The following is a 24,121-nucleotide window of genomic DNA, read 5'->3' as shown; positions in this document are numbered from 1 at the left end:
TGGCGCGTTTATTTTGACTGCTTCAAATTATTTTCGGCCCGATAGACCGAAACCAGGATCTCCGCCACCACCTGATAAAGTTCGGGAGGAATTTCTTGGTTCACGTTCAATTGTTCCAGCGCCTCCACAAGCAATTTGTCTTCCCGGATCGGGATCCGATGATCCTTTGCCATTTGGATCAACCGTTCGGCGATCAACCCGCTACCCTTGGCCACCACCTTCGGCGCGCCACCCTTGGCCCTATCATATTGAAGTGCGACCGCCGTCTTTCGAGCCGGCTTGCGTCTTGGACGCGCCTCCGGGCTCATTCTTTATCCCCTGACGTTCAAATGAAACCCACGCGGAACAGAGAACTTCCTTTTCAAGATCACCGTTGGACTGGTCAAGAAAAAGCCCTTTTTTTTCAGGTTCTCCTCCACTTCAGAGATCGATCCAAGGAGCGAATCGCTCGGTTCCACCCCTTCGCCGGGAAAGACCTGGATAGCCACCGATCGGCCCCTCAAATAAAGGCTCCACTGCGTCATCCTTTGGAGTTCCGTTTCGCACTCCAGCACCAGGTAAACCGCCGACCCAGACTTCACCGACAATCGTTGTTTCTCAACATAAACTTTCAATCTCGCGGCAGCCTTTGCCCCTCCAAAGCCAAGCGGGATGAATGCGGTCCAGGGTTGTCCAGGTTCCGATAACGGGTCCACAGCTTGAGTCGCTGAAGGGGACGGCAAGACCCTGACAGGATCACCCACCTTCAAACCCGTCTCCCCAACCGCACTCACCCTAACTCCCGAAGCCCCGGATATCAAATAACGTCCCGGCCCAACCACCGCAAGGACCCTCCCCCATTGGACCACCGGCTCCAGACCCCGACTTGTCGGAAGGGGTCCCGAAAGCTTCACAATCCTTGCGAAAGATTCCCCTTGATCCATCTAGTTACCGCATGGTTCTCGACCTAATTCGGCGTCGAAAAGCGGTTCCCCCTCAAATTCAAGATCAATTGGACTTCGGCCCGGCTCAGTTTCGTCTTATGAGCAATATCCGAAAGGTCGCTCTTCGTGTCCGCCAACCGATAAACTTCTTTAAGAACTTTAGGGGAAAAAGAACCGCCCCCCACTGAAAAGCCGTCCAAGACCGTTTCCGAAGCATCGACCGTTTGATTGCGAGGATTCGGCAAAGAACGGACAGCAAGGTCCTCTACCTCTCGTGTGGTTCGAGGGGAACCTTTGCTTTTCTTCGAAGCCTTGAGAAGAGCTTCTTTTTCTTGTAAGTGGTCACGTTCCTGGTCGACCGCCTCGGACAACCGCAGGACTTTCTCGAGGTCCTTATCCAATTTTGTGACCATTTTTTTAAGCTTTTCGGTTTTCGCTTCGGCATCCCGAACCTGCTCCTGGAGATTCTCCGAGACCTCTTTCCCAAGTTGTTTGAGGGTCATTAAGAGTTCCTGAAGATTCCCACGGATCTCATCCACCTGAAGGTCTTTGACGATCTGGGCCTCCTCGCCTTTCTTTTGGGATTGATTGACCGAATAATGGAAGACAAAAAGAAGTCCAAAGAGGAGGACTGCATCGAACACGATTTGAAGGACGGAAAAGATTTCCATTCTCGCCTCAATTCCCTTTGAATGGACCGACCTTGACCTCACCACCGGACTCGGTCAATGTGCAATATTTCAATTCTTCCGAGATCTGGCGGCTGGCTTTGTTGACGGTGATCTTGACGCCCGTGTGGATGACACCCATGCAAGTGACCTTCGCATGGCGCCTCCTATCTTCGGCGCCTTCCTGGTCCTTCCGCTCCAATTCCTGCTTCTTCTCGGCCATACTCTTGCTGTCCGCCATCAACTTGAATTGAGCCCGCGTCAATTTTGTCAGTAGTTCCTTTTTTTCAGGAGGAAGGTTCCCCCCCATTTTGGTCTGAAGATCCTTAAGGAATTGGATTCCCTTCTTTGTTTTGTCCAGGTTTTCCAGCGACGCCTTCAATTCGATGTCCATTTTTTGAAGCTCGTCCCGAAGTCCCACCGCCTCGCCCACGACGATCTCCGTGGGTGTTGCAAAATTCGAGCCTATCGAGGCGGCATGGACATGTTCACCTGCGATGACCTGGCCGCCCACAATAACGCCCTTTTGGCCGGATACATTGACCTTCTTACCCACCGTTACCTTGCTGTGCATGATCGCTTGGCTCGATGTCAAACTTCCAGCCACCTCCACGATGGCATTACGGATGTATTTAATATTAGCGTCGCCACCGCAAACGATTTTGGCCTTATCGTTGCCGCTGACCCCTCCGGCGATCGATAATTTCCCATTGCATTTCAATTCCGCTCCCTCAACCACGCCATTGACGATCAGATCTTCGCCTGCAAAGACCTTGAACCCGTCCTTCACATCGCCCCGAACGGTCACCGTCCCCACAAAGTCGATGTTCCCGGTCGAAAGGTTGACATCGCCCGGAACTTCATAAATGGCCAGGACCGAGATCTTGTTGTCCTTGATGATGACCTGTCCATCATTATCAGCGATCCATTCATCCTTGTTCTCGGGATTGACCACCACCCCTTTTCCCATGGTCACATCCACATCCTTGCCATCGATGGCCGGAAGGGTCTTGCCAGTGACCGTCATGCCCGTCAGCCCTTTGGTCGGTGGGATTTTGCGGGCGAGCAAGGTTCCTTTGGCGGTATTGTCGATCTTGTGGGCGGCACGATAATCGACCCGCCCGTCTTCCGTCTCTTCGGGTGCGGCGGGCGTCGCCTCCTGGGGCGTCTGCGAATAAAGTATCTCGAGCCGGGCGTCCTCCCCATTGGTAACAGGGGTGCCAAGCGCGATATCCATCTCGATCGGCTCATTGATATTCTTGGCGCCCTCGAACTGGCTTAACTTGGCGGACAGCTCGGCCATTTTGTTCTCGTCAAGCCCATAGACCACCCCCCTACGCTGGAGTGCGCCTCGGACGTCATCGATGTTGGTGAAATGATCCTTTTCGCTCTGGGGCGGGACAACCGTAAGTTTGGCTTGCATTTCATCGTCGCTGATCTCAACGAAGACATTCTCCTGACCTGGTACCTTCTTGATCTCCGCGATCTTTTGGGGTTTTCCTGAAGCTTGTTGGAGGATCGCCGAGAGTGTGGCCGGATTGTCCGGGGTCACGTTCACCTTTTGGATCTCCCTTTTCAGGTCGTCCAAAGTTGCCTTGACCCCTTTTCCAACAGGGGGAAAAACGGTCAAAAAAATACCATCGGATTGGGTCTTAATGGTCAGATAGCCGTTGGCGTCCTTGGCTGTTGGCATGCAGCCCCCTTTCGTCCACGAGTTCCTGCAAACGATAAACGGCCATGTGATGAATCTGGCAAACCCTGGACTCGCTCACCCGGAGGACCTTACCGATCTCCTTGAAAGTGAGTAATTCCACATAATAGAGGTGGAGGACTTTCTGTTCTGGTTCGCCCAACCGACCCAAGGCAAGGGAAACAAGTTCAATTTTCTCTTGTTTCTCAACTTTATCAAGGGGATTTTCGGCACGCGTGTCAGGCAGTATTTCTGCCCAGGTCTTCCCTTCCCCCCCCTCGACCCTTTGGGCATCCAAGGAAAGAAGGTTCAACATATTGATTTCAGCTATCCATTCATACAACTCATCCAACGGAATACCGATGGCTTTGGCCGTTTCTTCTTCCCGCGGAGACCGGCCCAGTTTGGCCTCTAATTTCCGTTCGGCCTCCTGGATGGTCCTGGCCTGCTTTCGGAGGTTCCTTTTGGCAAAATCAAGGGTCCGCAACTCATCGAACATTTGTCCACGGATCCTGAAGCGGGCATAGGCCTCGAATGCCCTTCCCGGATCGCTCCGCTTCTCTTTTGGGGGTTGAAAATGATCCAAGGCTTGAAGGAGCCCAATGACGCCCGCGGACCCAAGATCGTCCTTTTTCTCCCAGTAAGCCCTTGCTGGTAACCGCGCCAACATTCTCCGGGTCTCTGATTCCACGAGAAAAAAATAACTCTTCGCGAGCTCGTCCCGCACCTTGAGATCGGCTTTATTTTTGAGGAACCTTGACCAGAGGGACGCCGAACGATCCGCGGGCATGGACTCCTGCTACTGTTTGTCGGGTGTGAATTCGGGGAAAGTAAAATCGACCGATTGACCTTTTTCATCTTCGGTCGCCACCACAGGACCCTCCGCCAGAGGTTCCTCGGTCGCAGTTTCTTCGGTCATTTCCTGCCCGACCGGTTCCACCGAGGATGCGGAGAGTTCATTAACGAATGAGCTGAAGTAATGAAGGAAAAGCCACACCAAGCCCGCCCCGAAAAAGAAACCCAGAAGAGAGGCCACTAAAAAAGCGAGCACCAACGAATCCATCTCGATCCCTTCATAAGCACCAATCAGTGAAGCGATCAAAAAACCCGTGACGGAACCGGCGGATCCACCCACCAACAACATCTGGAATTGGCCGAATGGTTTTTCCCTTGTGATCTCGTAATAGATCCGATCTTTTTCTTGTCGCGCCATAATTCCTCCCGAAATCCGTCACATCACACGAGTTTGAAATTGGTTCCAGTTAACCTAAGCACCTTTAATGCTCAGCTCACGCCTCTTTTGCCCCGAAGATCCGGGTGACCTTTTTAAAAAAATTCAGGAGTGATCCATCCCCTTCCACAGGGCCACTCGTCAAAAGACCATCGGCCAGTCGCGATAATTGTAATGCAGCCGGGTTCATCGGAGACGACAAAAGAATAGGCCTTTGTTCTTTGACCGCTCGGACCATACCCATGTCCCGGGGTATAAAACCCCGGTAATCAACGTCCAAATTGAGGAATCGTTTCGAAAGGACCACCAGTTTTTTTCCCGCTTCATCCGCTTCATTTTGGGAACCGGCCATGTTGACCACGACCCTCACTAAAGGGTTTTTTCTTTCGCGGTTCAGTATCTTGATCATGCCATAGGCGTCCATCAAAGCCGTCGGTTCCGGCGTGGTCACAACAACCACCTCATCCGCCGATAACGCGAAAGCCAGGACATTTCTTTGAAGGCCAGCTCCCGTGTCGATCAGGATGACATCGACGTCGTTGCGCATCCGGACCAGGGCATCCAGGAACCTGGCGCGCTGGGTTTCGGAAAGGTCGGCCAATTCCTGGACTCCTCCGGAACCGGCCGCTATGATCTTGATGCCTTCCGGACCGTCGGTCAGGATCTCGTGCAGTTCCTTTTGTCCGTTCAGAACATGCAAAAGATTGTAAGTCGGCATCAACCCCAGCATCACGTCAACATTCGCAAGTCCCATATCCGCGTCAAAAAGCAGGACTCTTTGCCCTTTGGCCCCCATAGCCAAGGCTAAATTCACAGAAACATTCGTTTTTCCAACCCCGCCCTTTCCGCTCGTGACCGCGATGATCTTCGAGCGGCCAGGCGTAAGTTGGACCTCTTTCGGGGCATTATTATCAGCCTTCTCCATCATTTGTCGAAGGCGTTCAGCCTGATCTTGCACGACTCCCCCTAGCTTAAGAGCATCTTCGAGATTCTCTCCGCCAAGGAGTGGACCTCAGGCACTTCCAGGTCGTCCGGTACGTTCTGACCCGTGGAATAAAACGAAAGCGGTATCTGGAAATTATTCATTAAATTCAAAAAAGCTCCGTAAAAACGGGTCTCGTCCAGTTTTGTGAAGATCATCCGATTCAATGGAACAGCGGACCCGAACCGCTCAATGATCCGGATCATATCGAGGTATTTCGTGGTGGCGGAAAGGACCAAATGGATCTCGTCCGCTTGGCTTTTGGAGATGAAATACTTCAATTCTTCCAATTGATCATCGCTCGATGGACTCCGACCGGCCGTATCGATAAGGACCAGGTCCATCGAACGGTACTTGGCAAGTATCGTTGGAACATCCTCGGCCGACTCGGCGACTTCCACGGGTATACCCATGATTCGTCCGTAGGTCTTCAATTGCTCGGTGGCGGCAATTCGGTAAGTGTCCGCCGTGATCATCGCCACCTTTTTACGTTCCATCAGGTTAAAACGGGCGGCCAATTTAGCCAAAGTCGTCGTCTTACCGACACCCGTCGGGCCAACAAAAGCCAAAACCTTTTGGTACTGGGACGCGGGCCCAGGACCGGCGATCTTCAGGGCATTGCCCACGAATTGATGAATCCATCGATAGACCTCGTCCGAGCGGTCCGGATCCACGTTCTCGGTCATCATACCTTTGATCATTTTTTGAATTAAGAACTCCTCCACCTCTTGTTTGCTCAATTTTTTCCTCAAACGGGCGAACCCCGGGGATAAAAGAGCGGACGGATCCAGTTGGTTCATATCGCGGAGGGCCGATGCCACACTCGATGTTTTCATTTCATTCAATTCACGTTGGAGCGCCTTGACCTTGATCCGGTTCGGGTCCAATGTCCCCGTCGGAGCGCTCTGTGGGATCGCAGGTGATTTGACCATGGCTTTGGGGATGGACGCTTCGGCCCTTTCAGCCACCACCGGGGATAAGGACGCCTTTCTTTTAGCCACATCATCCAGAAGATTCAGATCGACCCCTGCGGTGATCTCCGCCATGGGCCGGCCAAACAGTCCCATGACCCCTCCCTTCCGGAAGGTCTTGGTGTAAAGAATGACCGCTTCAGGCCCCAAATCTTTCTTTACCTTCATCAAGGCCTCTTGGATCGTCGGCGCCTCATATCGACGGATTCTCATTCAGGGGCCTCGATGGACCCCAAGGATTGAATTTCGGTCCGGGGAAGTAATTCGCTGAAAGAAATCACGGTCAGATGCGGTATAAAACGTTCGATTATTTTTTTGAAGTAGGGCCGTACCGCCGGCGAGCAAAGGACAATGGGTTGACGCCCAGCTCCAGCCATTTTCTCAATACCTTGGGAAAGGCTACGGAATAAATTTTGAAGTATCTTCGGGTCTAAGGCCGAAAGATTCCCGGTTTCTGCGGATTGGACCGAATCCATGATCTTTTTTTCCAACCGGGGATCCACCGTTAGCCCATAAACCTTCCCATCGGTAGATTGGTAAAGTTTCGTGATAGAACGGGCCAATCCTTTTCGGGCATATTCGGTCAGGATCTGGACGTCCTTCGTTTCACGAACATGATCTGCCAATGATTCCAAGATCGTTTCCATATCCCGGATCGGAATATGTTCCCGCAACAGATTTTGAAGGACTTTTTGAAGATCACCTACGCTGAACTGGGCCGGCACCAACTCATCGACGACCGTCGGCGAATCCTTCTTGACCGTATCCACGAGTTTCGCAACGGCCTGTCGGGTCAGGAACTCATGGGCATGATTGCGGATGATTTCGGTCAAGTGGGTCGCCACGACCGTCGAAGCATCCACCACCGAATATCCGGCCTGTTCGGCCGTTCCCTTCTCCTCATCCGTGATCCAATAGGAGACCAAATTGAATGTCGGCTCCCTCGTCTCGATCCCTTCGATCTTCGGCATGTTGGGATTGGTGGACATGGCCAATAAATGCCCGGGCATGATCTTCCAACGCGAAACTTCGACACCCTTGATCTTGATGACATATTCGGCGGGTTGTAATTGCATGTTGTCCCGGATTCGGATCGGAGGCACCACAAGTCCAAGATCGGTCGCCATTTGACGCCTGATCCCCGTGATCCTCTCCAGTAGATCCCCGCCTTGAGCTTCATCCACCAACGGGATCAGGCTATAACCTATCTCCACCTCTAGATGGTCCACTTGAAGGAGACTCGTTACATTCTCGGGTTCTTTCCGCTTTTCCGGTCCCACCTGAGCCTTTTCACTCTCAGCGACCTCTTCCGCTTCCAAGCGCAGGGATCTCTCGACAAAATAAGCCAATGTCGCCGTAACGATCGAAATGAACAAAAATGCGAAGTTTGGCAATCCAGGGACGAGACCCGCAATGAACATGACCGCCGCCGTCAACCAAAGCGCCCTCGGAACGGAAATGATCTGTTTGATGAGATCCGTGCCGAGATTGCTTTCCGAAGCCGCACGTGTGACCACCACACCGGTCGCGAAAGAAAGCAGAAGGGCCGGAATCTGGGTGGCCAAACCATCACCGATGGTCAGGAGCGTGTAGCGTTGAAGGACCGCCCCCATTGGCATGCCGTATTTAAAGAATCCAACGGCAAATCCGCCCAAAATGTTGACGATCACGATCACAATGGCGGCAATAGCGTCCCCTCGGACGAATTTACTGGCACCATCCATAGCCCCGTAGAAGTCCGCTTCCCGCTCGACCTCTTTGCGGCGTTTACGGGCCTGATCGTCCGTGATCAGGCCCGAATTTAAGTCCGCATCGATCGCCATTTGCTTTCCCGGCATCGCATCCAAGGTGAACCGGGCGGCCACTTCGGCGACCCGTTGAGCGCCACTCGTGATGACAACGAACTGGACGATGATGAGGATCAAGAAGACGACGAACCCGACCCAGTAATCCCCCCCCACCACGAATTTACCGACGGATTCGATCACACGTCCGGCCGCATCCGCGCCATCCTGCCCATGTAAAAGGATCAATCGAGTAGCCGAAATATTAAGGGCCACACGGAAGATGGTCGTAATGAGCAAAAGGGTGGGAAAAATAGAAAAGTGGAGGGGCTCCAAGGTATACATCGTGATCAAAGCCACCACGAGAGCCATGGTGATATTGAATGAGATCAGGATGTCCAAAAAGATCGAGGGAAGTGGAATGATCAACATCAAAACGACCAAGATGACGCCCAGCGCCACAAAAAGATCTTGGTTATTGTTTTGAGTGGGATTGACGCTACTAACTTCAGGCATACGACCGTCCATGTTCAAGGGTGGCCAAAAAAGCGAATTCGTATTGTAACCGGATTCCCTCTATTCTTCATGCTTCCTTTTGGGGGACCCGCCCTTTCTTTTAACCTGGGGCGGGCATACCCTCCCGTCTTTTCTGGTTCAAACGGTAAACGAAAGCCAACACTTCGGCGACGGCCCCAAAAAGGTCCGAAGAGATCGGGGCTCCAACAGGACATTGCTTCAGGATCGCCCGGGCCAAGGGAGGATTTTCCACGATGGGAACACCATGCTTCCGGGCCATTTCCTTGATCCGCTCCGCGATCACCCTTTCTCCTTTCGCGAGAACCATCGGGGCCTGCATTCCATCCTTGTACTGGAGCGCCACCGCCACGTGGGTCGGATTTGTAATGACCACATCCGCTTTTGGAATGGATTCGAACATCCTGCGCCGGGCCATTTCCCTCTGGATCTGTCGGATTCGGGCTTTGATCATAGGATCGCCCTCAGATTGTTTGAACTCGTCCTTGATCTCTTGTTTTGTCATCTTGAGGCCGTCCTGGTATTCCCATCGTTGATAAAAATAATCCATCAGGGCCAGGATCACGAAAGCGAAAATGATCCAGTCCAGGATCCCCAAGGTCAACTTTCCGACGAATTTTAGCGACTCGCTCCCCTGCATATCCATGGTCGGTACCAATTGGGCAAGGGCTTCTTTCATTCCAAAAAAAGCGATGATCCCGACCAAAAAAAGCTTCATCAGCGACTTAATGAACTCCACCAGGGAACGCCGAGAAAAAAGCTTTTGGAACCCGGTCACTGGATTGATATTGGTGAACTTGGGGACCAGGGGTTTCATTGTAAAAAGGACCCCAACTTGAAGGTAATTGGAAAGCAGACCTACCACTAGGACGACACCCAGGACAGGGGCGATGATCTTAAAAACCTCCGTCATATAAAAGAGAACCATGGCGTAAACATTTTCCATGTCAAAAGACACGTCCAAATTGCGATAGCAAAAAGACGATAACCTGCCCATGGATTCGATCATATAAGGTCCCGCGAACCGAAAAGCAAACAAGGCTCCCAAGAGAACTAAGGCCGAATTGACCTCAACGGACCTGGCGACCTGTCCCTTTTCCCTCGCTTCCTGGAGCCGCCGCGGGGTCGCTTTTTCGGTTTTGGATGGATCTGCCATGCGAGGAACCTCGCCGCGTTAGTGAAGGGCCCTTAAAAGGATGGCGAAATCCCTGTGCATCCCTTTAAAAAGACCTTGAAGCATGAAAGAGAAGAATCCCATCGAAAAGGCCGTGATGATGAGACCGACCGCCATCCCCAGTGGCATACCAACGATAAAAACATTCATTTGCGGAACGGTCCTCGCGATGATGCCTAGCGTCATGTTCGTTATGAAAAGGGCTCCGATAACCGGGGCTCCAACGCGAAAAGCGATGAAGAAAACCTGGGTGAATATCTCCATCATTTTGGATCCCAAAGCAGGAGTGAAATGGGCTCCTCCCAAAGGAACGACCCCGAAACTATCCATGATCCCCCGTAGCAAAAGGTGGTGTCCATCCGCGGACAAGTAGACCAAGGTCGCCACCATGAAATAAAACTGTCCCATGACCGATATTTGGGTCGCGGTGACGGGATCGATGATGTTCGCCATTCCTAGTCCCATTTGGATATCGATGATCTGGCCAGCCAATTGGATGCCCGTGAAGACCAGGGTGGCGGCCAGACCAATGGAAAAACCAAGTAGAAGTTCGCGGACCACTGCCAGTCCGAAGGCCAGGCCGGGAGCAGGCAAGTCCCCCGTTGGAAGCGGGACAATGGGGAAAATGAGAAAAGCCGTCAAAAGAACCCAAGAAGCCTTCAAAAGAACGGGGATCTGACGGCTGGAAAAGACCGGCGCTGTCAGGAAAATCCCTGCCACTCGCATCAGGACTAGGACGAAACCCACCACTTCCCCAGGACTGAAATGGAATGGATTCTCAGGCATGGGGTCCTCACTTCACATATTGGGGTAAATTCACCCAAAGGTTGGATGTGAAGTTCAAAAGAACGATCATCATCCACTTCCCAAAGACCAGGATCGCGATGAAAATCGCGATAATTTTCGGGATGAAGGTGAGGGTCATTTCTTGTATCTGGGTCACGGCTTGAAAAATGGAAACAGCTACACCGACCACCAAGCCCAAGCCCAGGATGGGAGCGGATACCAGAAGGGTCACCCAAAGAGCCCGACTGGCAAGATCAGCGATGAATTCAACGGTCACGGATGGCTCCTAAAAGCTCAAGGCGATGGATCGGACGATCAGGTTCCATCCATCGACCATAATGAAAAGAAGGATCTTGAAAGGAAGGGAGATCAGAACAGGCGGGAGCATCAACATACCCATCGACATGAGGACCGAAGCCACCACCATATCGATGATAAGGAACGGGATAAAGATGATAAATCCCATTTCGAACGCCTTTTTCAATTCACCGATCACAAAAGCCGGGATCAGAACCCAAGTGGAAATATCCGCCGGCGTCCTAGGACGGCTGGACTTGGAAAGTGCGACAAAAAGGGCCAGGTCCTTCTCGCGGACCTGTTTGAACATGAATTGTCGCATGGGATCCTCGGCTTTTTTAAAGGCTTCAGCGGTTCCCAATTTCCCGTTCAGATAGGGGGTCAAAGCGTCCTTGTCGATCTTTTGGAACGTGGGCTGCATGGTGAAGAAGGTCAAGAAAAGTGCCAGTCCGATCAAGACTTGATTCGGAGGTACTTGTTGGGTTCCCAGCCCCTGACGCAAAAAAGCCAAGACGATAACGATCCGAGTAAAAGAAGTTGTCAGGATCAAGATGGCAGGAGCAAGGGAAAGTACCGTCAAAACCAGAAGTATCTGAAGGCTCATCGCCACTTCCTGGGGGCTCTTGGCCTGGTCGACCCCGATCCGGATGGCGGGCAAAGGAATATCCGCAGCATGGACCGGGATCGTGAAAAGGACCAAGCCTAACAACAAAAATGGCGAGGAACGTAACCGCATTAAGTATCCTTGTTCGGTGGAGTGTTCAGGATTTTTTTCTTCTTAAGATTCTTCAGTTTTTGAACGTATTCCCCAACTGCCTGGTTGCTTTCACGGATCATCGCTTGGGCACGCTCACCTCTATCTTCTGCCTCTTTGGACTTCAGTATCTTTTGAAGAGCCTGTGGAAACCCGGCAGGAAGACTTTCCTTAAGTGTCGCAACCTCACGTGGATCCATGATCACGTCCAAACAACGTATCTCCGTGGGCCCCACACCCAGGACAAGCACTTTTGAACCGATCTCCACCAATTGAATGGACAATCGGGGGCCCAAATACGTGGTATGGAACACACGGATTGGTTTTCCCTCTTCGCCAACCTGGGACAAGCCTTTGCTTTCCCACACCCATTTCAGTCCCCAAATGGTGATCACGACCAGGCCAAGGGTTATCCCCAGCGCCAAGATCAGCCGGATAAAGGTCGAAAATAAGCCGGGAGATGGGCTCGGGGTTTCCTCAGGTAGTGCCATGGGAGCCGTAACGGACGCACCAGGCGTGGAAATCGTTCCTGTTTGACTCTGGAACAAACCACTATGATCGTCCAACCCGTGGGCCGCGGAAAAAGAACACAACAAAAGACAAACCCCAACGAACCCTCCCCATAGCCGGGAGAATCTCGCGGGGTTCTTGTAGGATGAGGCGATCAAAGACATGTCACGTCCAGGACAACGGACTTTCTCAACCCTGGACTGCGGTCAGTCGTTCTTCCGGATTGATGATCTCGGTGATACGCACGCCGAAGTTCTCATCGATCACCACAACTTCGCCCTTGGCGATCAATTTTTCGTTGACCAAGATATCAACCGCTTCCCCGGCCAGCTTGTCCAATTCAACGACCGAACCCGGCGCAAGGGCTAGGATCTCTTTGACCAGTTTGGTCGTACGGCCAAGTTCCACCGTCAACTTGAGCGGAACATCCATCAGCAGGGCGATATTGCCACCCGCTGGGCGGGAGGATCCCGCGAACTCGTTCTCTAAAGGTTCCACAGCCTTACCTCCTGGCATCGATTGGGCACTTCTAACAGAAGCACCGGGTTTAACAACTTGCGCGGGCGAGGGGCCCGCCTTCCTCCCTGAACCCGTTGAAAGTCGGGTCGCGACCGCACCGGGAAAGCAAACCATCAGGTCGCCTGAAACTAGTCCCTCCACATTCAAACCATAGGTAAGCACAGCCAAGGAACTTCCCAATTGAGAAAGGGCGTTCTGGGCCCCGTCACCCTCCTGGGATACCGTTTCCTGCACTTCAAAATGGGCTTGAGGCCCGGCCAAGGGCTTGAGCCCACTAGTCAGGACCCCCGCTAACTGTTGGACGACCTCTCCAAACGCCGATAGATGGAGTTCGGTCACACGCTCCGGTGCATTCGTCCCCTCCTGCCCGATCAAGAGATCGGCGATGACGGAAGCGTCCTTTTCACGGATCACCAAAAGAGCCTGACCATCCAGCCCTCCGCTCCCTTGCAGGAAGGAGAAGAGAAAAGGACCGTCCAACACACCGCTCATGGAACCGGGGTCCGTTTCCATCAACTGAACGAACGAAACGGAGCTTTCCCTTCCCAGCAATCCGGTCAGGGTTTGGCCCATCTCGGCTGCCATGGACCCCGCCGCCGCATTCAACTTTTCCAGATCAGACATGGCCCCTACCTAGGACTTTTCATCCGGCGACATCACTTTCGTGACTTGCAACGCCTTCTTTTTCGAGGAGATGCCAGGGCGTCCCTTCAACTTGATCAAATTCTCGATCAGGACAGAGATCTCTTGGTGGGGGCTGGTATCCAACCGGACGACATCTCCTGACTTCAAGCCCAGCATTTCGCGCACGGTGATTCCGGCCGCGCCCACCCGAACAACAATAGGGATGGTCGTTTCCTTCATCACCTTGGTGAGATTCTCGACGGTCTCCGCCGTGGACTCTTTCTTCCCGACCGTGAACCATTTTTGGGCCGACAAATCCCCGATGATGGGCTCTAAAACCACATAAGGGATGCACATCGACATCTTGCCTGTCACATCATTGATCTTGATCTCGAACTCGATGACCGCAGTGATCTCGGAAGGAGCCACGATCTGAACGAATTGGGCGGTCGTTTCATACCCGGTCAGCTTGGGCTGGAAGTGACCAACCTTGAGCCAGGCTTCCTGGAGCGCTTCCATACCGCGATTGATGATCTTCTCAATGACCGATTGTTCGATCAAGGTGAGTTCCCGTGGCGCCATCGGGGCCTTTCCGGGACCTCCCAAGATACGGTCGATCAGGGTGAGGACCAACTCGGGGCCGATCTCCAAAAGGAAAGAACCATCCAGCGGCTCCATTTTAAGCACAAAAATGCAATCGGGACGGGGAAGGGACATGGTGTATTCCCGGAACGGCAACTGGCTGACCGAGACCACCTTGATATCCGCAACCGTACGAAGATAAGCCGCCACCGAAGCCGTGAAGCCCCGAGAAAAGATCTCATGGAGCATTTCCAAGGTCCGCATGTGATCCTTGGAAAAACGGTTGGGTCGGTTGAAATCATAGGTCTTGATCTTACGGCCCTGCTCATCGACCGTGATTCCCGCCTCAGGTGCCGTCGAGCTACTACCCGGTGTGTCGACCGAAGGGGATTCCCCCCCCGTCATCCCGACATCCAATTCGGAAAGTAACGCGCTTACCTCACCATCAGATAGCAGATCGTCCATTTCTCTTCTCCCCTATGGCAGCTTCCACCAACAACTTATTGGATCGCAAACTCCGTCAAGAAAACATTTGTAATAGCGCCGTATTTCAGGGTTTCGTTGACCTTCAGTTGGAACTCGCGGCGGAATTGTTCCTTCCCTTCGGCGGTCGATAATTCCACGGCCTTTCGATCGTTCAGGAGGGTGTTCACCAGATCCTTGAACTGAGCCTCACGCAACTTGATTTCCTTGTCCAGCTCGGGGTTCAGGGAACTATATTCCATGACCACATGGGCGCGGACATAACGGGAGGCCTCTTCATCGGCAAGATTCACCGTGAAAGTGCCCAGGTCATAATTCTTCCCGGGTTCCGGTTTCTGTTCGATGACCTTGACCTCCTTTTTCGATTCAGAAACACCTCCCAATTTCGTGAGGGCCAGAACACCCAAGACCGCCATCCCCACCAAAGTGAGGGCGCTGAGTAAAAGCGAGATCATCACCAAACCCCGCAAGCCCTTTTCTCCTTGATCTGCCATGTTCACCCCTCCTTTAATTAATTCAAATTCATGATAACAATGTCGACCCGCCGATTGATCCGGCGGTTCGCTTCACTGATGTTCGGGACCAACGGCTGGTATTCCGCATAACCAGCTGCGGAAAATCGGGCCGGATCCAACCCCTTTTCACCCACTAAATACTTTACGACTGCCGTCGCCCTGAGGGCAGATAGTTCCCAGTTGCTTGGGATCTTGCGGGTTTGGATGGCCAAATCGTCGGTATGGCCCTCCACTTCGACCTTTTTATCCGGATTCTTCCTGAGAATATCTGCGATATCGTTCAATGTCTCGTACATTTCCGGCCTAATCTTTGTCTCGCCGAGGTCAAAAAGCACCTTGTCCGTTAGGAGACTAATAACCAGCCCCCGAGCTTCGCGACGGATATAGACCTTATTGGCACCCAACTGCTGGCGAATACCCGGATGACCACTCTTCAGTTCTCCCATTGTAGTGATCTTGTTCGGCGGAGCGGGTCCGCCCACCGGCCCCCCTTCCCGCGGCTCTCCAGGAATGATCTTATAATGTTCACCCGCATTCGCGCTTTGGGAGGGAAGGACAGCTGTATTCCCGGGGATAGGGCCGAAAACCGCCCGGATCTGTGCCTTGATCTCCTCGATGACCTGTTTGCTCTGGCTCGCAGTCGCAAAAAGGATGATAAAGGTAGCTAACAAAAGGGTGATCAAGTCAGCATAGGTCAGGAGCCAGCGCATCATGCCGCCGGATTCCATCTCCATGCCACCGTCGTGGCCACCTTTTTTACGTTTAGGCATTCAAAAACTCCATGACACCCCCGATTCGGGGAGGATTATTCCTCTTCCTTGCCTTCGCCCTGTTTTGCCGCCGCCTCCATGTCCAGTTTCATACGCGGCGGAAGGAAGGCCTTTAACTTCTCCTCAACGATACGCGGGTTATCCCCAGCTGAAATGGCCAAGATACCTTCCAGCATGACCTCGCGAAGGAGCACCTCCGCTTGGCTGTTCTGTTTCAATTTGAAGGAAATGGGAAGGAAGACCAGGTTCGCAAAGGAGATCCCATAGAAAGTCGCAATGAAGGCTGTTGCGATAGCCGCGACCAGGGCCGCCGCATCCGCCTCCCCGCTACCGAAGGCCGACAAGGCGTGCACGAGACCGACGACGGTCCCGATGATACCCAGGGTAGGGGCAAAACCACCCAGCGTCCCGAAAATACTTTCACCGATCTTGTGACGAGCCTCCAGGAACGCTATGTCCGTCTCCATGATATTGCGGATCATTTCGATGTCGGTACCGTCAACGACCAATTGAAGGCCCTTCTTCAGGAAAGGATCCTGGATCGCTTCCGCTTCCTCTTCAAGGCCCAGCAGACCTTCGCGACGAGCCTTGGTCGCAAAACCCACCAATTGAGTGACGATCGCCGCAGGATCCAGTTCCTGTTTTTTGAAGGCCTTTTTAAGGACCGGCCAAAATTCCCTCACCGTATCGATGGGAAAGCTCATCATGGTCGCGCCTGAGGTTCCCACAAAAATGATGACGAAGGCCGCGAACTGCAACAACGCGGTCAAGGGTGTTCCATCGAGGAGGGACCCCCCGACGACACCGATGAGCCCTAAAAACAATCCTAGAACCGTTGCGATATCCACAATATCACCTCCCTAAGTTTTCGGTCGTAGCGGCCCCGATGGTCCTTTGGACCCGGTCCCGCCTTACAAAAGCGATCGAAGCGATCTCATCCAAAAAACGCTGTTCTTCGCCCAGGACTTCTTGGGCATGCTGTTTAGCTCGCTTTTCCTTCAAATTCTCCAACAATCGTCTTCCACGGGACGCCCGCATGGCCGTTTGGCGCCGCCGCTCAACTTCCTGTGCCCATTCCCTTTCCCGACGTTCCATCTCTTTTTTACGGCGCGACAACCAATCCCGATATTCGGAAAAAGCCATCACTTGGTCACTACTGAACGTCCCGGCCTCCTCAAAACGACCGTAAGACCCCAGAAAGGCGCCCTCCTCTTGCTCATGCCCCCGGAGCTCCTCTTCTATCTCCAGAAGACGCCCTTGAGCTTGGGCCAATTCCCGCACCTTTTGCTCCTCCAGCTGCTTACGGAGATTCAGTACCTGTTCCAACCGGAACCGAAAACGGGTCGGCATCGGACCCTCAGTTCAAGAAGCCAAGGAGCTTCTGGGTCATCTCCGCCCAGGGCGCCCGATCTTCTCGTGATTGCCTCAAGAACCCTTGCACCGCATCAAGCTTTTGAAGGGCTTCGTCCACTTTTGGATTGCTACCCTTCACATAAGCGCCGATGGAGATGAGATCCTCGGCCCCTTTATAGGTGGCCAGGATGGACCTCATCTTCCCCGCCGCGTCACTCTGCTCCTTCGTCACAATATCCCGCATGACGCGGGACACACTATTCAGCACATCGATGGCCGGATAGTGATTCTGCGCTGCCAGGTCCCTTGAAAGCACCACATGTCCGTCCAAAATCGACCGGCAAGTGTCCGCCACCGGCTCGTTCATGTCATCGGCTTCCACCAAGATGGTATAAAGGGCCGTAATGCTCCCTTGATGGGCCGTGGTCCCAGCCCGCTCCATCAGTTTAGGCAACAACGCAAAGACCGAAGGAGTATACCCTTTGGTCGCCGGGGGTTCTCCGATAGCCAACCCCACCTCCCGCTGGGCCATGGCAAAGCGGGTCACCGAATCCATCATTAGCATGACCCTCTTGCCCTGGTCCCGGAAATACTCCGCGACCGCCGTCGCCACCAGCGCTGCCTGGATACGGATCAGGGAAGGCTGGTCCGAGGTAGCGACCACAACCACACTACGTTTAAGCCCTTCGGTCCCCAGGTCCCTCTCCAGAAAATCCTTCACTTCCCTTCCACGTTCGCCCACCAAGGCGATCACATTGACATCCGCCTCGGTATTACGAGCGATCATCCCCAACAAAGTGCTCTTCCCGACACCGGACCCCGAGAATATCCCGAGCCGCTGACCCTCTCCCAGGGTCAACAAGGCATCAATCGCCCTCACCCCTGTCGGCATTGGCCGAGTGATCCTCCTGCGTTCCATAGGCGAAGGCGGTTCCCGGTGGATCGGGTAACTCGCCGGTTCAGGCCCCAAAGAGCCCTTTCCATCCATGGGCTTTCCCATGGCATCGATAACACGCCCCAGCAAGCATTCGCCCACCGGGATCCGGAAGGCCTGTCCGGTCGGGACCACCTCACTTCCCGGCCCGAGGCCCCTCATCTCCCCCAGGGGCATCAATAGAACACGGTGCTGGCGGAATCCAACGACCTCAGCTAGGACCATCTCGCCCTTGCCATCCGCCGGAGTGATCCAACAAGCCTCTCCCACCGAAGCGGCGGGGCCCGTCGATTCGATCACCAACCCAACGACCTGCTCCACGCGCCCATTCACCCGGACGACTTCCATGCTTTCCAGGTTCTTCTTCAACCCCTCGAGGGGCGGAAGAATCTCGTTCAAAACAGGGTTCAAGCATCCACCTTCCCCAGCCTCAACGGGCCGGCATTCCCTGCGTCAAGGCGTCCTTGGCCTGGGAAACCATCGTGGCCAGTCGCGCATCGACCGATCCAGCCTCGGTTTCCAAGACACACCCGCCGCGCTCGATGCGCGCATCCGGGACCAATTCAAGGTGTCCCGCACCCACCGAAAGGCTCAGCCTTTCACTTTGGCTCTTCACCTCTTCCACGTCGGCAGGGTTCAGATGCAGTTTCAAATGAACCCGATCCTGTGCCTTACGAAGGGCCTCCCCGACCATCTCGACGATCATCTGGTTGTCGCCTTCCGCCTTTCGCTTCAGACATTGGTAAAGGGCCTGTCCAACCAAGTCCACTAAAAGCGGCTGCATCTCCCCCAGTAACTGATGCCTCTGTTCTAAAGTCGCTTCCATCATCCCGGACCATTTTTGAATGGCTTCAAAATAGGCCTTTTGGCCTTCTTGACGGCCCATCTCAATGCCTTCCAACTTGCCTGCCTCCATTCCCTCATGACGGCCTTCGATCGCCGCATGGTCCTTCAAAGCCTGAACTTCTTTCTCCGCCTCTTCCTTGGCTTTTTGGATCAGGTCCTGGGCTTCCCAACGGGCCTGCTCCACTAGGTCATAGGCGCTCTTTCGAGCCGTTTGTTCGATACTCTTCGCCTTCTCCTCGGCCTCCAGCTTTAGTTTCTCCGCAACTTCCTCAGCGGATGGTTCGAGGGCCGCCTGCACCTCCGATGCTTCAGGATTTTCCGGAAGCATCAGAGGTTCGAATTCAGCCGGGTTCAAGGTCGGCATCGGGTCCAACAGTTTCGGAGCCCGTTCCGCCTCCAACCGCTTACGGATCTCATCCTGCCATGGCATATTGTCGACCAGGTAGCCCTGTTCGGCATACGCATAGTTCTGGTCCGGCAACAAACTGCGGCTCATGTACCTAGGGCCCGCCTTTCTTATCGACCACTCCCCGGAGATCTCCGGGGCCGGGGTTAGATCATGGCCTCTTCTTCGCCACCACGTGAAACGACGATCTCACCCATTTCCTCCAACTGCCTGACCACGTTGATGATCTTCTGTTGGGCTTCCTCGGCATGCTTCAAGCGCACCGGACCCATTACTTCCATGTCTTCGATGATCATGGCCTTGGCGCGGCTGGACATGTTCTTCAAAAGATGTTCCTTCACCTCTTCCTTGGCGCCCTTGAGGGCCAAGGCCAAATCCTTGGCGTCCACTTCCCTCAATATCTGCTGGATCGTACGATTGTCCAACGCCACCAGATCGTCGAAGACGAACATGAGGCGTTTGACCTCCTCGGCCAGTTCCGGATTGACCTCGTCCAGTTTCTCCATGATGGCCTTTTCCGTGGAGCGATCGGCTCGATTAAGGACCTCGGCCAATGCACGGACCCCACCTGCGGCCGTGAATTCCTGGGTGAAGACGGACGAAATCCGGCGCTCTAACACCCGCTCGATTTCCATGACTACGTCAGGCGCGGCCCGATCCAAGATCGCGATACGGGTCGCTACATCAACTTGGATGTCGGTAGGCAAGGCCCCTAGGATCGTTGCCGCATGATCCGCCGTCAGATGGGCCAGGATCAAAGCAATGGTCTGTGGATGCTCGGATTGGATGAAATTGAGCAACTGTTGTGGATCGGTCCGCTTGATGTAGTCGAAAGGCGTCATCTGCAGGGAGCCCTGCAGGCGGTTGATGATCTCCATCGCCTTATTGGCGCCCAAAGCCTTTTCTAGGATCTCGTGGGCATATTCGACCCCGCCCTGAGAGATGTATTCCTGGGCCGCAGCGATATTCAGCACCTCCTGCATCACCGAATCTTTTTCTTCCGGAGTGATCTTGCGCAGGTTGGCGATCTGAAGGGTGACCTGTTCGACGGTCTCTTCCTTCAGGTGCTGATAGATCTTGGCGGCGAGCTCCGGCCCCAAAGAGATCAGAAGGGCGGCGGCTTTTTGCTCACCGGTCAAGGCGGTTTTCTTTTTCGTTTCAGCCATGAAAGCTACTCCTCAGAGAGCCATTTCTTGATGATCTGAGCGACATTCTCGGGATTACGATTCGCCATATCGAAGACTTCTTTCCGGACCGCCTCCCTCTTCTTGGCATCGCGGGCCGCCTCGGCCCTAGCCAAGTCCTCCGCCGTCACATCCGTCGTGATGATGTCCTCGACCTGGGGCATCATCACGGGTTCTTCAGGCAGATCATCCAAGGTCTCGATGTATTGCTTCTCCCGTTTCGGCTTCAGCAAGGACCTCAAGAACAGGAGCATCCCCAAGGCCATCAGAACCAAAAGGCCGATCTTTCCGACGGTCAGGATGAAATTCTGGTGTTCTTCCATTTGCTTCTCCTTCTGGGCAGCCAAAGCATCCGTATTGATGAAGGGCATGTTCTCCACGGCCACTTGATCGCCCCGGTTGAGGTCCAGTCCGGCAGCGGCGACGACCGCCGACTGGATGGCTTCCTTCTGCTGGGGCTGAAGATTATCAACGAACACAGCGACCGAGATCCGCTTCGGTGCCCCTGGGGCGATCACATTGTGCTTGACCGTCCGGTTGATCTCATAATTGGTCGTATTCTCTTCCTTCGAATATTGGGAATTCGTGCCCGCCACAGCTTGGTACCCGGGAATATTGGAATCGGTCCCAGGAACCCCCCCAACAATACTGGCCGGGAAGCCACCGTCCCCTACATATTGCTCTTTTTTCGTCTGGCTGGAACGGGCGATCCCTTGCCCATCCACGACGGGTTCGAATATTTCCGAATCGCTTTCAGTCTTGTCAAAATTAAGCTCGGCGGTAACTTTCACCGAAAAATGCCCGTTCCCTTCGAGGACCTTGGCCAGCATGGAATTGATCTTGCCTTCCAGGTTCCTTTCAAAGCTTTGCTGGACCTCCATCTGGTGAAGGGTCAGCTTCGCCTGTTGGGTCAAGGCGGTCCCTTCAGGATTATCCGGATTGTTCTCTTCCTGCTCCTCTTGAATGAAGGCGGAGAGAATGTTCCCTTTGCTGTCGATCACGCTGACATTCTCGGGTTTCAAACCCTCCACACTGGCCGAGACCAAGTGCACGATACCCCGCACCTGTTCTTTGCGGAGCGGATTGTCAGGTTTCAACTCAAGGACCACGGAAGCCGTGGTCGGCTTCTCCTTCTCGGTAAAAAGCTCGGGTTCCGGCATCACGATGCTCACTCGAGCGGTTTGGATCTGCTGGAGGCTGCTGATGGTCCGCGCCATTTCGGTCTCGAGGGCGCGTTTATAATTGACCTTCTGGGTAAAGTCGGTGGACCCCCATTTGGGCTGGTCGAAGATCTCATAACCGACCCCGCTGCCTTTGGGAAGTCCCTGGCCCGCCAGATTCAGGCGAGTGTCATAGACCTTCTCGGAAGGAACGAGGACCACCACATAATTGTCCTTTGTGGCCAACTTATAAGGAATATTCTCTTTTTTAAGCTCCGCCGTCACTTCGGAGGCGTCTTTCTCCTCCAAATGGGAATAAAGGACCTCATAGCGGGACTGGGACGAGACCAGGATGAACACCAGCAATCCGATCAAAAGTACGGATGGAATGGCGATGATCAAGGTCTTCTGGGTCCGGTTAAAGCGGCCCCAAACCTCTTTGAATTGCTGGATCATTTGTTGAAAAAAGTTGTTCAATCTTTCCTCACCAAGCCCGGAATTAGGACGACCTCAACCAAAAACAAAACTTCTAGATCTGCATTTGAATGACCGACTGGTAGGACTCCAGGACCTTATTACGGATCTGGATCGCGTACTGCAGGGTCAAACTGGCCTTCTCCATCGAGATCATCACATCATGAAGGTTCTCTTCCCCGCCGGTGGCGAGGTTCTTGATCGATTCATTAGCGCCCACCTGGCTGGCATTCAGGTCCGTCAAAGCATTCTTCAAAAGATCCTTGAAGTTGGCCGCCGAAACTTCGGTGGAATTGGCGATAGATTGAGCCTCCAAAGGTTGGATAGGCTGGATCATTCCTTGCGTCATTGAGATGGGCATTTGGATCGGTTGGATCTGCATATCATCCTTCAATCGTTTTTTGCGCCAACTTTAAAAACTTACTTCCCCAGCGAAAGCGCCTGCAATGCCATGGACTTCGTGGCGTTGAAAGCCGTAATGTTCGCCTCGTAAGCCCGTGTCGCCGAGATCATATCGACCATTTCATTGACCACATTGACATTGGGATACGCCACATAGCCCTCCGCGTTAGCGTCCGGGTGGCCTGGGTCGTAGACCATTTTGGGAGTCGCCGGATCCCTTTCGATCGCCGTTACACGGACACCGACCGGCTGCCCATCCGGGGTCATCGTTGGCAAAAGCGGGGCGAAAGCCGGGGTCGCATCAAAGCGGGGAGCGAAAACCACCCTTTGCCGGACATAGGGGCCGCCTTCGACGGTCCTTGTCGTATTGGCATTGGCGATATTGTTGGAGATCACATCCATTCTCAAGCGTTCAGCCGTCAAGGCCGATGCGGAGATGGCGAACGGAGCAAAAACACCGGAAAGAGCGCCCATCGATTACTGTTTCCCTTCCGTGATGGAGTGCCGCAAATTCGCCATATAGCGGCTTGTCACATCCACGAGACTGTTGTAAAGAAGGTTGTTCTCGGCCAAAACACCGGATTCCATTTCCAAATCGACGTTGTTACCGTCATTGCGTCCGATGGTCTCGGTAATGGTCCTGGAATCGGGTTGAAAATGGTCCAGGGAGATCGGCTTGGCCATTGGAAAATGCATGGGGTTGGTCCGCCAAAGGTCCGAGGGCGGGTTGACCTCCAATGCATTCTTGAGCTTGTCTTGGAATGAAACGACCGTCCGCTTGAATTGCGGCGTATCGATGTTGGCCAGGTTGTTGGCGATGGCTTCATGCTGGATCGCAAGCGAATCCAGGCTCTTCTGGAGCACCATCAAGGGATCGATAGGGACGACAGGATTAACCACGCTGGCTCCTCAGGACAAAGTCCAATCCAACTTGGGGCGAAAGCGACGTATTTTACAAAAATGAGACTGATTTCGGCTTGAAGAACTAAGGACCAAATTTTCGACAGGGCGAAAAATTACCGTCATTATGGCAATTCCATCGTCACTGTCAAGAAATAAGCTCCCAAAACGCCTTTGTTTTCAAGCCTTTCCGAAGTCACGTTCCCCAAAAGCTCTTGACTCCGGATCCCACATTAGTGGCGGTGGCCGACCACCACCCCCTTGACCCTTCCGTTCTTTTCACGTGCCAATAGTTCTTTTATGCCACGCAAATTGATGCCTTGATCCGAGAGGCCGATGATCTTCCGACATAAGAGGAGGTCCTTTTCATTGTATATCCGGGTCCGATTCCGTCCAAAACGAGAGATCTTCAGAAGCCCGGAACGTTCCCAATTGCGCAGTGTTTGCTCGTGAACGCCAAGCTTTGAGGCGATTTCTTTGATAGTCAGGATCATTCCGCCCTCATGGCAGGGGGTTGACAACGCTCTTTGGAGCCAAGTGACAACCGCATTGTAAAGGGAGGGAAAAAGAAGGAAAGATAAAGGGCGTTTTCGGCCCCCAATAGGTGACTTTTTTGTTCCGGAACCCTTTTTTTAGTAGGTTTACTTTAAACCATACAACATATA

At 53.4% G+C, this 24,121-nt stretch carries 28 protein-coding genes; all 28 read right to left on the bottom strand.

Translation table 11 applies throughout. The features are described 5' to 3' along the window. Positions 1 to 8 precede the first annotated feature (8 nt). The 28 genes from VHE12_14150 to VHE12_14015 all read right to left on the bottom strand — a co-directional run bounded on the left by VHE12_14150 (position 9) and on the right by VHE12_14015 (position 23,950). Positions 9 to 308, bottom strand: coding sequence for an EscU/YscU/HrcU family type III secretion system export apparatus switch protein (locus VHE12_14150; protein ID HVZ81926.1), 300 nt, complete (start codon positions 306 to 308; stop codon positions 9 to 11). A gap of 3 nt (positions 309 to 311) precedes the next feature. Further along, positions 312 to 749, bottom strand: coding sequence for a hypothetical protein (locus tag VHE12_14145; GenBank protein ID HVZ81925.1), 438 nt, complete (start codon positions 747 to 749; stop codon positions 312 to 314). Positions 750 to 946: 197 nt separating this feature from the next. Further along, positions 947 to 1,594, bottom strand: coding sequence for a hypothetical protein (locus VHE12_14140; protein ID HVZ81924.1), 648 nt, complete (start codon positions 1,592 to 1,594; stop codon positions 947 to 949). A 7-nt stretch (positions 1,595 to 1,601) separates the two neighbouring features. Continuing rightward, positions 1,602 to 3,284 carry a FapA family protein gene (locus VHE12_14135; GenBank protein ID HVZ81923.1) on the bottom strand — a complete coding sequence of 561 codons (1,683 nt, stop codon included), beginning with the start codon at positions 3,282 to 3,284 and terminating at the stop codon, positions 1,602 to 1,604. Continuing rightward, the gene (locus VHE12_14130) at positions 3,244 to 4,071 is read right to left on the bottom strand and encodes a FliA/WhiG family RNA polymerase sigma factor (protein ID HVZ81922.1); all 828 of its coding nucleotides are present in this window, start codon (positions 4,069 to 4,071) and stop codon (positions 3,244 to 3,246) included. Before VHE12_14130 ends, VHE12_14135 begins: the two co-directional genes overlap by 41 nt. A 9-nt stretch (positions 4,072 to 4,080) precedes the next feature. Then, positions 4,081 to 4,425, bottom strand: a complete 345-nt coding sequence (locus VHE12_14125; protein HVZ81921.1) for a hypothetical protein — start codon at positions 4,423 to 4,425, stop codon at positions 4,081 to 4,083. A gap of 145 nt (positions 4,426 to 4,570) precedes the next feature. Next, the gene (locus VHE12_14120; protein ID HVZ81920.1) at positions 4,571 to 5,437 is read right to left on the bottom strand and encodes a MinD/ParA family protein; all 867 of its coding nucleotides are present in this window, start codon (positions 5,435 to 5,437) and stop codon (positions 4,571 to 4,573) included. Between the two features lie 41 nt (positions 5,438 to 5,478). After that, complete coding sequence (gene flhF, locus VHE12_14115) at positions 5,479 to 6,678, bottom strand: flagellar biosynthesis protein FlhF (protein ID HVZ81919.1); 1,200 nt, start codon at positions 6,676 to 6,678, stop codon at positions 5,479 to 5,481. Beyond that, positions 6,675 to 8,777: a flagellar biosynthesis protein FlhA gene (gene flhA, locus VHE12_14110; protein HVZ81918.1), complete on the bottom strand. Its 2,103-nt coding sequence runs from the start codon at positions 8,775 to 8,777 to the stop codon at positions 6,675 to 6,677. The genes flhF and flhA overlap by 4 nt, the downstream gene beginning before the upstream one ends. An 88-nt stretch (positions 8,778 to 8,865) precedes the next feature. After that, the gene (gene flhB / locus VHE12_14105; protein ID HVZ81917.1) at positions 8,866 to 9,939 is read right to left on the bottom strand and encodes a flagellar biosynthesis protein FlhB; all 1,074 of its coding nucleotides are present in this window, start codon (positions 9,937 to 9,939) and stop codon (positions 8,866 to 8,868) included. Positions 9,940 to 9,957: 18 nt separating this feature from the next. Further along, the gene (gene fliR / locus VHE12_14100) at positions 9,958 to 10,743 is read right to left on the bottom strand and encodes a flagellar biosynthetic protein FliR (protein ID HVZ81916.1); all 786 of its coding nucleotides are present in this window, start codon (positions 10,741 to 10,743) and stop codon (positions 9,958 to 9,960) included. 7 nt (positions 10,744 to 10,750) lie between these two features. Next, the gene (gene fliQ, locus VHE12_14095; GenBank protein ID HVZ81915.1) at positions 10,751 to 11,020 is read right to left on the bottom strand and encodes a flagellar biosynthesis protein FliQ; all 270 of its coding nucleotides are present in this window, start codon (positions 11,018 to 11,020) and stop codon (positions 10,751 to 10,753) included. A 9-nt stretch (positions 11,021 to 11,029) separates the two neighbouring features. Next, the gene (fliP, locus tag VHE12_14090) at positions 11,030 to 11,776 is read right to left on the bottom strand and encodes a flagellar type III secretion system pore protein FliP (GenBank protein ID HVZ81914.1); all 747 of its coding nucleotides are present in this window, start codon (positions 11,774 to 11,776) and stop codon (positions 11,030 to 11,032) included. Continuing rightward, on the bottom strand, positions 11,776 to 12,342 hold the full coding sequence (locus tag VHE12_14085; protein HVZ81913.1) for a flagellar biosynthetic protein FliO: 567 nt from the start codon (positions 12,340 to 12,342) through the stop codon (positions 11,776 to 11,778). Before VHE12_14085 ends, fliP begins: the two co-directional genes overlap by 1 nt. A gap of 151 nt (positions 12,343 to 12,493) precedes the next feature. Then, positions 12,494 to 13,315, bottom strand: a complete 822-nt coding sequence (gene fliN, locus VHE12_14080) for a flagellar motor switch protein FliN (protein HVZ81912.1) — start codon at positions 13,313 to 13,315, stop codon at positions 12,494 to 12,496. Between the two features lie 141 nt (positions 13,316 to 13,456). Then, on the bottom strand, positions 13,457 to 14,494 hold the full coding sequence (gene fliM / locus VHE12_14075; protein HVZ81911.1) for a flagellar motor switch protein FliM: 1,038 nt from the start codon (positions 14,492 to 14,494) through the stop codon (positions 13,457 to 13,459). 35 nt (positions 14,495 to 14,529) lie between these two features. Next, positions 14,530 to 15,006 carry a flagellar basal body-associated FliL family protein gene (locus VHE12_14070; protein ID HVZ81910.1) on the bottom strand — a complete coding sequence of 159 codons (477 nt, stop codon included), beginning with the start codon at positions 15,004 to 15,006 and terminating at the stop codon, positions 14,530 to 14,532. A gap of 17 nt (positions 15,007 to 15,023) precedes the next feature. Next, positions 15,024 to 15,797, bottom strand: coding sequence for a flagellar motor protein MotB (locus tag VHE12_14065; protein ID HVZ81909.1), 774 nt, complete (start codon positions 15,795 to 15,797; stop codon positions 15,024 to 15,026). A gap of 35 nt (positions 15,798 to 15,832) precedes the next feature. Next, the gene (locus VHE12_14060) at positions 15,833 to 16,645 is read right to left on the bottom strand and encodes a flagellar motor protein (protein HVZ81908.1); all 813 of its coding nucleotides are present in this window, start codon (positions 16,643 to 16,645) and stop codon (positions 15,833 to 15,835) included. Positions 16,646 to 16,649: 4 nt separating this feature from the next. After that, entirely contained in the window at positions 16,650 to 17,147 is a 498-nt protein-coding gene (gene fliJ, locus VHE12_14055; GenBank protein HVZ81907.1) for a flagellar export protein FliJ, read from the bottom strand. Positions 17,148 to 17,154: 7 nt separating this feature from the next. Then, on the bottom strand, positions 17,155 to 18,453 hold the full coding sequence (gene fliI, locus VHE12_14050; protein HVZ81906.1) for a flagellar protein export ATPase FliI: 1,299 nt from the start codon (positions 18,451 to 18,453) through the stop codon (positions 17,155 to 17,157). Positions 18,454 to 18,514: 61 nt separating this feature from the next. Continuing rightward, positions 18,515 to 19,426, bottom strand: a complete 912-nt coding sequence (locus VHE12_14045; GenBank protein ID HVZ81905.1) for a FliH/SctL family protein — start codon at positions 19,424 to 19,426, stop codon at positions 18,515 to 18,517. Positions 19,427 to 19,482: 56 nt separating this feature from the next. Then, on the bottom strand, positions 19,483 to 20,502 hold the full coding sequence (gene fliG / locus VHE12_14040; GenBank protein HVZ81904.1) for a flagellar motor switch protein FliG: 1,020 nt from the start codon (positions 20,500 to 20,502) through the stop codon (positions 19,483 to 19,485). Between the two features lie 5 nt (positions 20,503 to 20,507). Further along, the gene (gene fliF, locus VHE12_14035; protein ID HVZ81903.1) at positions 20,508 to 22,157 is read right to left on the bottom strand and encodes a flagellar basal-body MS-ring/collar protein FliF; all 1,650 of its coding nucleotides are present in this window, start codon (positions 22,155 to 22,157) and stop codon (positions 20,508 to 20,510) included. A gap of 52 nt (positions 22,158 to 22,209) precedes the next feature. After that, positions 22,210 to 22,536 carry a flagellar hook-basal body complex protein FliE gene (fliE, locus tag VHE12_14030; GenBank protein HVZ81902.1) on the bottom strand — a complete coding sequence of 109 codons (327 nt, stop codon included), beginning with the start codon at positions 22,534 to 22,536 and terminating at the stop codon, positions 22,210 to 22,212. Positions 22,537 to 22,574: 38 nt separating this feature from the next. Continuing rightward, a complete protein-coding gene (flgC, locus tag VHE12_14025) occupies positions 22,575 to 23,030 on the bottom strand; it encodes a flagellar basal body rod protein FlgC (protein ID HVZ81901.1) in 456 nt (151 codons plus the stop codon). A gap of 3 nt (positions 23,031 to 23,033) precedes the next feature. Continuing rightward, the gene (flgB, locus tag VHE12_14020) at positions 23,034 to 23,456 is read right to left on the bottom strand and encodes a flagellar basal body rod protein FlgB (protein HVZ81900.1); all 423 of its coding nucleotides are present in this window, start codon (positions 23,454 to 23,456) and stop codon (positions 23,034 to 23,036) included. 233 nt (positions 23,457 to 23,689) lie between these two features. Next, positions 23,690 to 23,950 carry a MerR family transcriptional regulator gene (locus VHE12_14015; protein HVZ81899.1) on the bottom strand — a complete coding sequence of 87 codons (261 nt, stop codon included), beginning with the start codon at positions 23,948 to 23,950 and terminating at the stop codon, positions 23,690 to 23,692. Positions 23,951 to 24,121 lie beyond the last annotated feature (171 nt).

Source organism: bacterium, assembly GCA_035549195.1.
GTDB lineage: Bacteria > Oederibacteriota > Muellerivitia > Muellerivitales > Muellerivitaceae > DASZRK01.
The sequence above is the reverse complement of the archived record's forward strand: the minus strand, read 5'-3'. Positions and strand labels throughout refer to the sequence as shown.

Bases quoted from the DNA above. Each gene is read 5' to 3' on its own strand.
- VHE12_14150 (HVZ81926.1), bottom strand. From the start codon at position 308: ATGAGCCCGGAGGCGCGTCCAAGACGCAAGCCGGCTCGAAAGACGGCG.
- VHE12_14140 (HVZ81924.1), bottom strand. From the start codon at position 1,594: ATGGAAATCTTTTCCGTCCTTCAAATCGTGTTCGATGCAGTCCTCCTC.
- VHE12_14135 (HVZ81923.1), bottom strand. From the start codon at position 3,284: ATGCCAACAGCCAAGGACGCCAACGGCTATCTGACCATTAAGACCCAA.
- VHE12_14130 (HVZ81922.1), bottom strand. From the start codon at position 4,071: ATGCCCGCGGATCGTTCGGCGTCCCTCTGGTCAAGGTTCCTCAAAAAT.
- VHE12_14125 (HVZ81921.1), bottom strand. From the start codon at position 4,425: ATGTTGTTGGTGGGTGGATCCGCCGGTTCCGTCACGGGTTTTTTGATC.
- VHE12_14120 (HVZ81920.1), bottom strand. From the start codon at position 5,437: ATGGAGAAGGCTGATAATAATGCCCCGAAAGAGGTCCAACTTACGCCT.
- flhF (HVZ81919.1), bottom strand. From the start codon at position 6,678: ATGAGAATCCGTCGATATGAGGCGCCGACGATCCAAGAGGCCTTGATG.
- flhA (HVZ81918.1), bottom strand. From the start codon at position 8,777: ATGGACGGTCGTATGCCTGAAGTTAGTAGCGTCAATCCCACTCAAAAC.
- flhB (HVZ81917.1), bottom strand. From the start codon at position 9,939: ATGGCAGATCCATCCAAAACCGAAAAAGCGACCCCGCGGCGGCTCCAG.
- fliR (HVZ81916.1), bottom strand. From the start codon at position 10,743: ATGCCTGAGAATCCATTCCATTTCAGTCCTGGGGAAGTGGTGGGTTTC.
- fliP (HVZ81914.1), bottom strand. From the start codon at position 11,776: ATGCGGTTACGTTCCTCGCCATTTTTGTTGTTAGGCTTGGTCCTTTTC.
- fliN (HVZ81912.1), bottom strand. From the start codon at position 13,315: ATGAGCGGTGTGTTGGACGGTCCTTTTCTCTTCTCCTTCCTGCAAGGG.
- fliM (HVZ81911.1), bottom strand. From the start codon at position 14,494: ATGGACGATCTGCTATCTGATGGTGAGGTAAGCGCGTTACTTTCCGAA.
- VHE12_14070 (HVZ81910.1), bottom strand. From the start codon at position 15,006: ATGGCAGATCAAGGAGAAAAGGGCTTGCGGGGTTTGGTGATGATCTCG.
- VHE12_14065 (HVZ81909.1), bottom strand. From the start codon at position 15,797: ATGCCTAAACGTAAAAAAGGTGGCCACGACGGTGGCATGGAGATGGAA.
- fliJ (HVZ81907.1), bottom strand. From the start codon at position 17,147: ATGCCGACCCGTTTTCGGTTCCGGTTGGAACAGGTACTGAATCTCCGT.
- VHE12_14045 (HVZ81905.1), bottom strand. From the start codon at position 19,426: ATGAGCCGCAGTTTGTTGCCGGACCAGAACTATGCGTATGCCGAACAG.
- fliG (HVZ81904.1), bottom strand. From the start codon at position 20,502: ATGGCTGAAACGAAAAAGAAAACCGCCTTGACCGGTGAGCAAAAAGCC.
- fliE (HVZ81902.1), bottom strand. From the start codon at position 22,536: ATGCAGATCCAACCGATCCAAATGCCCATCTCAATGACGCAAGGAATG.
- flgC (HVZ81901.1), bottom strand. From the start codon at position 23,030: ATGGGCGCTCTTTCCGGTGTTTTTGCTCCGTTCGCCATCTCCGCATCG.
- VHE12_14015 (HVZ81899.1), bottom strand. From the start codon at position 23,950: ATGATCCTGACTATCAAAGAAATCGCCTCAAAGCTTGGCGTTCACGAG.